We start from the raw sequence: 13930 nt of genomic DNA on the forward strand, positions 1-13930 counted from the left end.
TTTAGCGCTTCTGCTTATTCTAATATTAATGTTTAGTACGAAGCTAACAAATTTAGTTGCCCGTAATCTATTTTCAAATCCATTCAGAGCTTGCCCTGCTTAATATATTTAGGTAATGCGGCTCCAATAATAATACTCCCTTATTATCAACACACATTACTCCACATGTGTCGAGACTTCCTATTTGAAATAAGGCAAGGGCTATCCCCTAAGCAGTTAATTTTACCGCTTTAAGGATAACCCTTGTTATTTACATCTAAAATAAGTTTGGGTTGACGATTTTCACTTTACTTGCTCATTTGAGCCAGCATGTTCAGCAGAACCGTTACGGCCTCCGCTCTTGTTGCATGGTCCCCAGGGGCAAATTGGTTGTCGCCTTTCCCTTGCACGATGCTTGCTTGCTTTACATAGGCAACCGCAGCTTTTGCCCACGCTGGAATGTCCTTGTCGTCTGCGAAGCTAGTTGCTGTGGCATTCGCTTCGCTATATTTACCCAAAGCACCCGCAATCATCGCTGCCATCTCTGCACGTGTAATTTCCCCAGTTGGACGGAAAGTACCGTCCTCATAGCCATTAATAATGCCTGCTTGTACTGCTTGCGCGACCGCTTTCTGCGCCCAGCTTCCGATCTTCGCTGTATCTGTGAACGTCAGCACCGCTCCCGCTCCTTGCGTCTTCAACGCATTCATCAGCATGACGGCAAATTCCGCACGAGTCACGGTTTTGTCCGGCTTAAACGTGCCGTCCTGATAACCAGTGACGATTCCGCTGCTTACCGCTTGCTTGATGCTTGCCTTCGCCCAGTGTGCGGATATATCGCTAAAGTTAATCGTTGGTTTTGGCTCACTTGCCGCTTGCCCTACAACCATTACCGCAAATTTTGTAAAGTGGGTTACTTCTGCGGTAATCTGATTACCCCTAACAACACCGCCAACTTCCACCCATTTCTTCTGCACTTCATCATAATAGAACACGGCTGCTCTTTGATTACCGCTCAATTTTGTCGGATCAAACTTAAAAGTCAGTGTTACCGGTTTACTGAAGTTCTCTGAGAAATTTTTCAGAATCTCGAAGATCGGACTAGCCAGAACGTCTTCATCCGTTAGAAGATCTTGAGTTCCAGTAAGTTTTTCAATCGTTAATTTCAGTTCTTTGTCCGTTGCATTTGCCGGAATATCTATTGTGATTGCATCTCCCAAACTAACCTTACCCGTTTTGCCTGCGGGAAGCGATAAATCACCATTCACTGAGATTACTTTGCTGTCATCTGGTGGTGTTGGGCTGCCGCCGCTACCGCCACCAGGGCTGGCCGTCCACTGCGCGTACAGCGTCACATTTGCCGCTGCCATGGTGAAAGTAGCGCCTGTCACATAGCTTGTGCCACTTCCGTTAGCCGCCGTGTTCCAACCTGTGAAGGTGTGGCCCGTCTTCACCAAGCTTCCCGTGTTTCCTAATACGGTTACCGTTGCATTTTGCGCATACGGATTGCTATCCGTTGGCACGCTTCCTCCCGTGCTGCCATTGCCGTTATACGTTACGGTGTATGTCGGGTTGGCCGTCCACTGCGCGTACAGCGTCACGTTCGCCGCTCCCATGCCGAACGTTGCATTTGCCGCATATGGTGTTCCTGTTCCGTCGGCCGCCGTGTTCCAACCTGTGAAGGTGTGGCCCGTCTTCACCAAGCTTCCCGTGTTTCCTAATACGGTTACCGTTGCATGTTGCTCGTACGAATTGCTATCCGTTGGCACGGTTCCTCCCGTGCTGCCATTACCATTGTACGTTACGGTGTATGTCGGGTTGACCGTCCACTGCGCGTACAGCGTCACGTTTGCCGCTCCCATGCCGAACGTTGCATTTGCCGCATAGGCTGTTCCTGTTCCGTTGGACGCCGTGTTCCAACCTGCGAAGGTGTGGCCCGTCTTCACCAAGCTTCCCGTGTTTCCTCTTACGGTTACCGTTGCATGTTGCTCGTACGGATTGCTATCCGTTGGCACGGTTCCTCCCGTGCTGCCATTACCATTGTACGTTACGGTGTATGTCGGGTTGACCGTCCACTGCGCGTACAGCGTCACGTTTGCCGCTCCCATGCCGAACGTTGCATTTGCCGCATAGGCTGTTCCTGTTCCGTTGGACGCCGTGTTCCAACCTGCGAAGGTGTGGCCCGTCTTCACCAAGCTTCCCGTGTTTCCTCTTACGGTTACCGTTGCATGTTGCTCGTACGGATTGCTATCCGTTGGCACGGTTCCTCCCGTGCTGCCATTACCATTGTACGTTACGGTGTATGTCGGGTTGACCGTCCACTGCGCGTACAGCGTCACGTTCGCCGATCCCATGCCGAACGTTGCATTTGCCGCATAGGCTGTTCCTGTTCCGTTGGACGCCGTGTTCCAACCTGCGAAGGTGTGGCCCGTCTTCACCAAGCTTCCCGTGTTTCCTCTTACGGTTACCGTTGCATGTTGCTCGTACGGATTGCTATCCGTTGGCACGGTTCCTCCCGTGCTGCCATTTCCGTTGTACGTTACGGTGTATGTCGGGTTGACCGTCCACTGCGCGTACAGCGTCACGTTCGCCGATCCCATGCCGAACGTTGCATTTGCCGCATAGGCTGTTCCTGTTCCGTTGGACGCCGTGTTCCAACCTGCGAAGGTGTGGCCCGTCTTCACCAAGCTTCCCGTGTTTCCTCTTACGGTTACCGTTGCATGTTGCTCGTACGGATTGCTATCCGTTGGCACGGTTCCTCCCGTGCTGCCATTTCCGTTGTACGTTACGGTGTATGTCGGGTTGACCGTCCACTGCGCGTACAGCGTCACGTTCGCCGATCCCATGCCGAACGTTGCATTTGCCGCATAGGCTGTTCCTGTTCCGTTGGACGCCGTGTTCCAACCTGCGAAGGTGTGGCCCGTCTTCACCAAGCTTCCCGTGTTTCCTCTTACGGTTACCGTTGCATGTTGCTCGTACGGATTGCTATCCGTTGGCACGGTTCCTCCCGTGCTGCCATTGCCGTTATACGTTACGGTGTATGTCGGGTTGGCCGTCCACTGCGCGTACAGCGTCACGTTTGCCGCTCCCATGCCGAACGTTGCATTTGCCGCATAGGCTGTTCCTGTTCCGTTGGACGCCGTGTTCCAACCTGCGAAGGTGTGGCCCGTCTTCACCAAGCTTCCCGTGTTTCCTCTTACGGTTACCGTTGCATGTTGCTCGTACGGATTGCTATCCGTTGGCACGGTTCCTCCCGTGCTGCCATTTCCGTTGTACGTTACGGTGTATGTCGGGAGATCAATGTTTTGAAATATGTCTCCTCTGTTACCTACCACGATAAACGTGCCGTTGCCGTAGGTGACGCCATTAAGAGACCCGAACGCAGCCTCATAGCTTTTCGTCCAACTCACTAAGTCACTGGAGGTATAGATAGAATTAAATGATCCCACACCCACATACGTACCATTTCCGTAGGAGACACTATGAAGGACGCCAGAATTTACCAACGCACATTTCTCACAGATAAGGCCCGACGTGGTGATCTTACTCCAGCTCACTCCGTCAACGGAGGTCAATATCGTTGTTCCGTCTACTGCCCAGGACACAAACTTACCATTTAGGTATTTGACGCCTTTAAGATCTGCCGCAGTGCCCGAATTTTGGCTCGTCCAGCTCACTCCGTCACTGGAGGTCAGTATCGTTCCATTTTGCCCCACCGCCACAAACTTTTGGTTGCCGTAGGTGACGCCCTTAAGTACTGACGTGGTGCTTACATTGCGATCCGTCCATAAGTCCGGCGTCTCGCTCGTCGTAGAGGTGTATATGGCTCCTATATTTCCAGCAATTTTGTTCCCCACCGCCACATAAAGGCCGTTGCCGTAACTAACGCCCCAAAGGGATAAATAATTATTGAGGGTATGGCCCGTTTTCCAGATCACTCCGTCACTAGAGGACGATGCAAGTCCAGCTCTAGTCACAGCCACAAACTGGCCATTATCGCAACTGATACTAGAAAGCTTGAGTGTATTTTCCGGTTCGTAATACGTCCAACTCGTTCCGTCACTCGAGGTTAAGATGCCTCCCTCATCAGTCACCGCCATAAACTTGCCGTTACCGTAGCAGACGTCCTGATTACTGGTAACAAGGTTATTAGGTTTCCGATTAACCCAATTATCAGTAGAAGCAGCAGTAGCAAAAGTAGGGACCATCCCCAATAGAATAATTAATACCATTAATAAAGAAATCCAACGTTTGTTCATAAATTGTTTCACTCACCTTTGTCTAGATTCGACATTCTCCTCTACTATAAATTAAAATAAACAAAATAGAACCTACCCGCCTGGGGTAGGTTTTTAAAAACAGGATAGGCATTTTAACCAAGTCTCTATAATTGCTTTGCAAGTTCCAGTGCTTGTTTACGATTGTTTACTTCAAGCTTTTTGTAGATGTTTTTAATATGAAATTTCACGGTATCTACCGTAATATTCAGACGCTCGGCAATTTCCTTGTTCATCAATCTATCCATGATTAGCAGCAAAATTTTAAATTCCTGGCTTGTCAGTATTCCTTTCGGTGATTGATCAACCTCTGGTGTATCATTCATAGCACGCAACAGTTGCTTTATATAGTAACCCGAAGAAGAATTGCTATCTTGCTGAACCTTTGAATAAGCGTTAAGCATCTCCGCCATTACAAAACCCTCGTCAATAAAACTACGAATATATCCATCTGGCTTGGCCAAATCCAAAGCAGTGCCCAATTGAATGAGCGCAGCCTCCTTTTGACCCGAATGCCATAGCGTCACACTTTGCACAATTAATACTTTTGTGTGATCACGGAGACAGTCTCCCTTGCACACCAATAGATATAATCTTTCCAACAGGTACAGCGCTTCTTCTATTCGTTCGCACGCCGCAAGCACTCTAGCCAAAATCAGATGCTCTGCCATAAGATTCAATGAAACCTCATCCGTGTGCGTAAGACCGCACCTTTGCAACCAATCAAGCGCATCTTGGAGCGAGCCTTGCCGCAAAGATAGATAAGCTTGTTCCGTTTCGATTTTCTCAATAAATAAAGCATAATCGGGTGAATCAATTTTCGACTTCAATTGCACCAATAGTTCGGACGCTCGCTTTGGATTTCCTTTGGCTTGCTCAATCCGCGATGCAGCGATGCCCAATTGGATCATAATTCGTGCAAGAGGCTGTTGGTCTATGCGCCCCAATGACTGACCGAAGTAAGATTCTGCCTCCTCCAACCGATTCCACTCATACAGCAAATGGATATATGCCAAGTACATATATCCAATAAAAGGATAATTTTCTTTATACTCCCATACTTTAATCCATTTCAAAATGAAGTCTTCCGCCGCATACAGATCTTTGATTAAAGTTAATTGATCATAATTCCTACTGTACCCTTCATACCGGTTTACCCCCATCACCTGAAAGTAGCTTCCTTCCGGCATATATCGTTCTGTAAGGGCCAAATAATCCGATGCTCGCACAAAGTCATTTTGGATATAAGAGGCTATGCCACAATAGAAATAGATATTACCCATAACCTTGTTCCAGTCTACATCGGGTAATTTCCCTTGCAGTGCTTCAAATCGGACTTTGGTTTGCTCCATTCTCTGAAAAGCGGCCTCCCACTTACCTCCTAGCATCATTACGGCTATATAAAACATTTCGATCATTGGCTTCTCCGCAAAGGAGCTTTCAGGTAAAACAGTTACCCACCTCATCAACGCAGCACTCTTCGATTGCATCAAGGCAGGGGGATTTTTCTCGATCAAACGAATAACATCCGCAAACTGTTGGCCTTCTAAATAATGCTCCGTCGCCTCTTCATTAAACCCATGTTTTTCCAACCAATTCGCCGCGCGGATGTGCACTTGAATCCATTTGTCCGAATCCGTTTTGGACCCTAGCTGTCGCAAGAAATCGGAAAGCAAATGGTGATATCGATACCAATTCCGCCCCTCGTCTAAGGGTATAATGAATAAATTTAGCTGCTCCAGTCTCTCCAATTGCTCTTGACTGTTCATTTGACCCGTTACTGCTTGGCATAAAGAATGGTTCATTCTACTTAAAATGGACGTTTCCAATAAAAAGGACCGCATTGTTTCCGACTGATGCAGGAACACTTCTTCCAACAAGTAATCGGATATATGATGCTGTTGACCCGAAAATTGCTGGATGGACTGCTTTATATTAGTACTGCGTTTCAGAGAGATTGCCGCCAGCTGCAATCCACTGACCCAACCCTCAGTTCGACGGAACAGCTCGGTTACTTGCCCTTTCGTTAGCGATAAATCCGTCGTATCTCGAAAAAATGCAAACCCCTCTTCCAGTTCAAAGCGCAAATCATGCATTTGGATAAAATGCAATTCACCCTTCGCCAGAAGTCTGGTAGTAGGGATCGGCAAATCGGTACGGCTAGCGATATAAAGATGAATATGTGGAGGAAAATGTTCCAGTAGGTAGCTCAATGATTGGTGAATATCGAGGAGTTCAATGAAATGATAATCGTCGAGTATGATTACCAGTTCACCGGTTATATGATTCAATTCATTCAAAAGTTCCTTAATCATAGGCTCTGAAGATTCCGAAGGACCTTTCTCAAGAAGACACCCAATCGTTTGGCCAAAGCTAGGGATTCTCTCCTGAATGGAGGCCGTTACGCAACTCCAAAATGAAATCCACTCATTATCATGCTTATCTAAAGAGACCCATGCAACAAGCGCGCTGCATTGTTTCACCCATTCACATAAAGCTGTTGTCTTTCCATAACCAGCCTGCGCGGAAACAAGCATCAGCTTGGTTTCCATCCCCTCATTAAGCTTGCGCATCAGCTTCGGACGGGATACCATAGTATTTCTTATATGGGGGATCTTAAATTTTGTACTTACAATCACTGTTGATTCCTCCACAAAAAAAGCTCTAAATTAATTAATAACTCAACTTTCGCAACGCGAAATTAGCTTGAATCCCTTGTGGCTGTAGGGATAAATCGGTGTGTAATCTATGGTACACCATCGTTCCCTGTCTGACCAGTCTCGTTTTTCGTCTGTTTTTACTTCTTTGAAAGTCGGCAAACTGCTTCTGGCGGTTGGCATTCACAAGTCTTTTGGCCTCTCAGCGCTCGCTGTCTTTCAGCTGCTATTCTCGCTTGTCTTTGAGGGGAAGAATTGGTCTCGACTGCTGGAAAGTGGCCGAGGCGGCTCATTGCCAGGCAAAGATTGGTCTATCGTTTTCTAAATCATCCCCGTTTTTCTATCGTTCTTTTACAATACAGCATACAAAAGCGGGATTTAGGAGTAGAAGCGAGCTAAATATCCTGCTGTATAAAGAAAATAAAGTTGTAGACTAGAGCAGTTGATTTTACACGGTTTTTAGCTGAGAGAATCGTCAGCCCAGGGAAAATAAGTATTAGACTGGCAGGTTGATTGCAACACTACTGTTCGGCTGGGCAGTCAGAGACAAAGAGACCACGCCAAACCGAAGCTACCAGAAGCGCCGGCAGCATCCGCCATCCCCAGTGTGTCGATCGCACCGAATCGGCTTCCGAAAGGGTAACCTGTCACACGAGCCGGAGCCCCGCCTCCGTTTCATTCTAGTACTTTATTTTCTTCTGACACCTGCTCGTTAGCCTAATGAAGCATCCTCAGTCTATGGATATATTATCAATCTTTATTCCAAATTATCAAACTTTGTTTCAAGTCTACAATAGGTTCTCCTTGTCTACTTTTTTGCCCAACAAAAGTTTTGTGTCCACAATGAAAAGTTCAGCTAATATCGTCAATTATTTTGCTAATTAGCCCAAACAATGATTGAGCAGCTGCCAAACTAAAATCAAAAATGGATACCTGAAATTCGTCGACTCAGCAATAAATATAAAATGATGAGGTGCTAACTTTAAGTGGTGAGTTGTGAAATGCGACTAAACAACTTCCTGAAGCTGATGATTAGGCTGTTTTCCACATGATTAAGCTCCCCTACCACTTCCTTAAGTTCATCCTCACTTGCCATATCTCCGAACAAAAGCCATGTGGGGTTTACGTTAAACTCCTTTATAATTGCCAATATTGTCTCCAGTGACGGATTGTATTTGCTCTGCTCCAGTTCACTTAAAGTTCCTTGAGACACACCAACTCGGTTCGAGAACTCCATTTGATTCATCTGATTTTTTTTCTAATTATTGTTCGTTGAAAATAAAGTTCTAGACTGGAGTTGTTGATCTAATGTGGTTTTTCAAATATTAATTTGGCAGCCTTCGCAAAATAAGTTTTAGACTGTTCCAATAAAGTAAGCAGCGGCGGACTAAGACGTGAAAATAAAGTCTTAGACTGCCGCTGCTGTTTCAGCCTGTTTTTGAACTAACATTTCCCAGTTAGCGTAACGATTATTTAATCGAACTCTCAGTTAACATTTGATTTCGACGGAAAGTGATTGTTCCTAATGTTAAGTCAACAGAAACTCTACTACTTCGGCCTTCAGCGTTTCGTGAAATTGCACGCGATCAAAGCCGGGCGGGTCTTGCGAGGGGGGAAAGGATGGTGAAATCATCTCAGCTGGGAAAGGAGTCAGGAAGGAATAATGTCCGGCATTCTCCACCGTCCGATAGCGAATCATTTGCGGTTCAGCAACACTATTCATGATGATCTGCGCGTGAAAAGGAGGTGTGTAAGGGTCTTGCTCGGCATCCAACATGAGAATGGGGAGTCGAACGTTGCTTAATGCTCCCTCATTACGGAACCAAACGGACGCCGGGGCTAGCAAAATCAGGGACCGGATGCGTGAATCATAAGGAACATCGATCTGCTGCGGCTTCCCATCCGGGCTCTCAGTAGGGAAGGAGGTCGGGATGCCGCCAGCTGCTGCAAGCGCGGTGTAGCCCCCCATGGAATGCCCGATGACCGAATGGCCTCCCGGCTGGAGAAGCCCCTTAAACCTCTCATCTTCAAAAAACCAGTCGGCTGCCATGCGAAGGTGCCGGGGGCGATAGGTGAGGTTTTGGACAGTACCTTCCAAACTATTATCGTTGCGGTTATTGAATGGATGTTCGAGCAGGCCAACGATAAAGCCGCTGCGCGCCAAATGCCGAGCGAGCGACCGGTACACAAGCGGTGAACCGCCTGTACCGTGTGAAATGAGGACTAGCCTAAATTTTCCATCCAGCGGTGCTGCGTCTCTGGACACCTCCAACGAGTACGGCCCTATCCTATCAGTCTGTTCCGGTGCATCTGTCGGATACATCACGATCATGGGAACGGTCACCCTCAATGTGTTGTCGGTAATTTGCACCTCGCAGCAACCTGCATATACTTCAACAATGTCTTCTATTTTGTTCATCTTGATCTCTTCCTCTCATTGAGCTACATGCTCCTGATATGGCGAGCCAACGGGAATATATATGTCTAATACCGAATCCTCGTTCATCGGTCCTAGATATCGATGGTCGTAACGCACAAACTCCGGGCAATTAGTACGAACGCTGCCTGACTGGGGTAACCACGTTTCATAAATGTACTGGAACGTATGGTTGAGTCTCGATAATGTCCCCTTATGAGTAAAAACCGCATAAGTTACCACTGGGAGCAGCTTAGCGACCATTCCCAAGGGAACTACACTCTCCTCGCTAGCGACCTCGACACAAGCGATATACGTGATTTCCCATTTCCTACCTGTAAGTTCAATGACTGCATAAAATATGTCTTCCGTATCCGGCTTTCGCTCAATTTCAAACAAACGCTGCCTAAAGCTCCGCCATAGCTTTCCGACCTCGTCCGAATTGACACCCGGTATTGACATACCGACCAGATTCAGCTTATTCAGGCAGACAAAAGCTGGCACGAGGGAGACGCTCTTATTCAAATGCTGTAGCCCCACTTCATCCAAAGGAAGCTTCTCCATTGCCCGGAACAGCGTGTCCTTCATGTCCCTTTGCTTTCGAAATTGTCCAGGCGAGATGGAGAACATTTTCCAAAAGGCTCGGGCGAAGGATTCCTGAGACTCGAACCGGTACAAGATGGCAATATCTATGATCCTTTGGTTGGTATAAAATAAATCGTATGCTGCTTGTGTCAATCTCCGCTTGCGTATGTACTCCGCGACGGAGTTTCTCGTAACCGATAGGAAGATCCGGTGAAAATGGTACGGCGAATAGCCCGCAGCCTCCATAATCTTGGTGCTTAAGCTCTCATCGGTCAGATGATCCTCAATATAGGTAATGGCCTTGATTACCAAATCCTTATAATCCACTTTAATGCCTCCATATCGATATACTCACTTTACGACAGATGGAACGCTCTGTTTTGATATTTTTTGCGGAATTTCACTTTACTCAATAACTAACACTACTTTCCAAGCGTAGATAGTTTCCTGATCAGCCACACTCTTCGGCTCGCCAAAAGAGCGACCTCTGGCAATTGCTCAGTCTCGCTGGTTTTAAACAAATCTGCCCGTCCCTCGGTTAATGATGTATCGTTAGTCTAAGACTTTATTTTCCTGGTCTACATCTTTATTTTCTTAGTCTACAACTTTATTTTCCAGTCTAATACTTCATTTTCTTTCTACAATTATACGAATTCGTTCCCCAAGCATTAGCTACAATCCCTTCTGAATAAAAATATCCCGATGATCTAAACAAAGCATCATCGGGACTGTTCTAGCGGTTCCAGACTTTTGTCACTGGTTCCACACTTTTTTATCACTGGACAAAAAGTGTCAGGTGATAAAAATCTCTGGAACTAATTTTGTTGATTTTATTGGGTTTACAGCGACATGTGATAAACACGCAAAATAAAAAGTCTGGAACCACTAGACATTACCATGTAATAAAAGTTGGGAACCATAGTCAAGGGAGACTAAAAATATCTTACCAAATCCTCAAATGCCAAGTCGAACTGTTTGAGTCATATTGCAGCTTTAGATTATGAATTTGTCACACGGTCAATTAAGAAACTATGAAATTAATTTCACTACAACATCTCTATAATCAAGCAAATTTTCAGAACTAAACCTAATCATTAAATCTCTAATGAGAAAAATTTTCTTTAGTAAGATTGCAAGAGATTTTTCTGATACCGGTACGTTTTGTCGATCTAACACCTTATCAACTAATGGAATTATAAGGTTTTTTTGTTGTTCAGTAATATCCACGAGTCTAATAGATGTATTTTGACGAATTTTAAATATTAAATTTAACATTTTTTCAACTTCAAACAAATTAATTAATATGTCACGGGAATTTACTATTTCAGCTTGAATTTCATGTTTCTCATAAGAGTATTTATTTTTAATCACCAAAAATATTTGATCACAATCATTACTACTAAAATTATTTTCAATAATATCTCTTATTTTATTCAATCTATGAGAGTGGTTTATATTATTAATTCCATCTTTAGAAATTAATTCATCTAATATTTTTTTAATGGAACGATCGGAAATTAGATTTTTCAAAAATTTCATTATATCTATTTTTCTGATGAACATCTCAAAGTATGATAACTGCATGTCTGTAATGTTATCGATAATTTGAGCGATAACTCTTTTAGATCTAATCTTCTCTACAGATAATAGTATATTCTCTTCTTGTTGCATCAATGAAATTAGCCTAACTGAATCATCGTTTACAGAAAACCTATCTAAAATTTTTGAAACCAAGTTAATAATTCTAGCCATTTCATTTGGATCTTTTGTTCGAGTTAATTTTTCCATTAGTAATTCACTTTCATGACTGATGCTCAATCTATAATCCAGCAATTTTTCTTCGGCGAGCTTACTCCGGAATAACTTACAAATCTCAATAGTACTATGGCCTTTCTCTGACAATCCAACGTGTAAAACATTACTATCAATACGTATATGTAAGTCATATATATCATAATATGCGTGGATAATTTTAAAAGCATCTTTGTTATTAAAGGGATAGACTGTTGTATTTGGATTAAATAGTACTTCAGTTGTCCCCTTACCGGAATTACACAAGTTACATGAAATAGTAAGATTATGTGGTTCAAACGTATATAAAGGATGATTCCCTTTATCAACTATATGTTCAATTGGTATTGTATTGGTCCCAGATACTAAATCAGTTTTGCAATAGAAACATTTCTTATCATTTAGAGTCAATAAGTAAAGTCTTATTTTTCTTTTCAATTCGGTAAATATCTCTTTTGTCCATAACTTAGAATCAATAAAATTAAAGTTATTTCTTACTAAATCGATTTCATCCTGTGTAAAAGTATATGGATTAGTCATTATCATCAACCCTACTTATTATCATATTCAAAACATCTCTCAATGGATCATTTTCTTTTAAATGTCTACGAATCTCTATAAGTTTGCTTAATTCCTTTTTGAGCGCTTTATTTTCAACACCTTTACTAATTTTAGCAAGAAAGGAATCTATCTCACGAGCAATATACAGATTCCGTGTAGTAAATACATCAAAGATATTATACAAAATGTCATCTACAGACCAACCAAACGTATCTTCATCATGTAATTGTGCCCTAACAGAATTATTCTTTATTTTCAAGGAAACAATAGATGATGAATTAGGCTCAAGGTCAGAAATCATAAAATGTGAATGAGTTGCTATAATAAAATGACAAGACCTATAATGAGAAAATATACTTTTAAGATAGTTGATATAATTTATTTGCCAGTTTGGATGCAAACTTATTTCCGGTTCATCTATTAATACAATCGAGCCATGTTCGATCTTAGATAAAATATTGATCATTGTGAATAAAAACTGTTTTTCTCCTGAACTTGCTAACTCAAAGTCAAATGAACTTTCTCTCCCAATATGCAAAGTAGGATATTGAATATATCCTAATTTTATTAGTTTATTCAGAACATCATAGTCTTTATTAATTGCGATGTTATTCTCTGCACTATCCAAATCAATATCATAATATAAAGAAGATCCGTTATCTCTCTTTATATTTTTGGAATGAAGAATACGGTTATTTAAAAACTCAACGATTTCATATACATCTTCTCGCGAATATTTTTTTAACCCATCTGATCTATAATCGGATCTCTCACTTATTTTCTCTAGTAAATTCTCTATTTCCTTTTCGTTAATTTTTTTATTAAACACTGTTTTCTTTCTTTTACCTGCCCCAAAGTAAATCCTAATTTTATTATCTAGTTTCAGAAATTCTAATATTGATTTTAGATTTATTATAAATTCATTATTTACAGATAACTCAATAATATTATCAATAATTCTTCTAACTACTGTATTAACAAAAGTAGCATTTGATGTATGTCTTACTCCTAAATATTCATATATTTTGTCTTCACCAAATTCAGTTTTATTATAAAGGAATTTGTCATTTACCATAAAAGATACAGCGAGCACTTTTTGAGGTAACCATAAATCTCTAGGCTCAATAATTTTACTGTTACATTTAAATTTATAATTATTGTTTCTTTGTTCTACCTCAAAGTAATTCTCATTATAATAATAACTTAAATAGAATTCCGCTTTAAACGGATCATTTTGAAGATTTGAAGTCTCATTTTTGAGTCTTTCAAGACTTCTAAACACTTCGCAAATTGTGGATAACAACCGACTTTTTCCAGTTCCATTTGGACCAATGATTAAAGTGCTTAAAAGATTTTTATCAAATTCTTTATTGGGATTAATGAAATCTACAATAACATCATTTCCATATAGAATCTCCGAACTGAAGCAAACCAATCGAAATTCACTCATTATAAACTCCTCTGTTATCATATTTGCAGAACCTACCGCTACATTTCAGCTTGCTGATCTACCTATGAACACTAAACTCATCCGCTATACGTAGTGTAATTTCAATTTCAATGGCAAGAGACGTAATTCGGAACCGGTAGACGCTTCCTATTGAATTCTTCGATCGTGAACCCGCTTTAGCGATCCTGCCGAGACAGAACAACCTCCCAATCTT

Annotated in this window: 7 protein-coding genes; all 7 read right to left on the reverse strand. The window is 42.8% G+C overall.

The window, feature by feature from the left end; all coding sequences use genetic code 11:
- Positions 1–287: 287 nt before the first annotated feature.
- Positions 288–4238, reverse strand: a complete 3951-nt coding sequence (locus MHB80_RS26310) for an InlB B-repeat-containing protein (protein ID WP_341279729.1) — start codon at positions 4236–4238, stop codon at positions 288–290.
- A gap of 125 nt (positions 4239–4363) precedes the next feature.
- Entirely contained in the window at positions 4364–6895 is a 2532-nt protein-coding gene (locus tag MHB80_RS26315) for a LuxR C-terminal-related transcriptional regulator (protein WP_341279730.1), read from the reverse strand.
- Between the two features lie 1000 nt (positions 6896–7895).
- A complete protein-coding gene (locus MHB80_RS26320) occupies positions 7896–8159 on the reverse strand; it encodes a helix-turn-helix transcriptional regulator (protein WP_341279731.1) in 264 nt (87 codons plus the stop codon).
- Positions 8160–8441: 282 nt separating this feature from the next.
- The gene (locus tag MHB80_RS26325; protein ID WP_341279732.1) at positions 8442–9332 is read right to left on the reverse strand and encodes an alpha/beta fold hydrolase; all 891 of its coding nucleotides are present in this window, start codon (positions 9330–9332) and stop codon (positions 8442–8444) included.
- Positions 9333–9347: 15 nt separating this feature from the next.
- Positions 9348–10241, reverse strand: coding sequence for a GyrI-like domain-containing protein (locus MHB80_RS26330; RefSeq protein WP_341279733.1), 894 nt, complete (start codon positions 10239–10241; stop codon positions 9348–9350).
- Between the two features lie 702 nt (positions 10242–10943).
- Positions 10944–12245 carry a hypothetical protein gene (locus MHB80_RS26335; protein WP_341279734.1) on the reverse strand — a complete coding sequence of 434 codons (1302 nt, stop codon included), beginning with the start codon at positions 12243–12245 and terminating at the stop codon, positions 10944–10946.
- Positions 12238–13716, reverse strand: coding sequence for an AAA family ATPase (locus MHB80_RS26340; RefSeq protein ID WP_341279735.1), 1479 nt, complete (start codon positions 13714–13716; stop codon positions 12238–12240). The genes MHB80_RS26335 and MHB80_RS26340 overlap by 8 nt, the downstream gene beginning before the upstream one ends.
- Positions 13717–13930: the final 214 nt, after the last annotated feature.

This window comes from Paenibacillus sp. FSL H8-0537, assembly GCF_038051995.1.
GTDB lineage: Bacteria > Bacillota > Bacilli > Paenibacillales > Paenibacillaceae > Pristimantibacillus.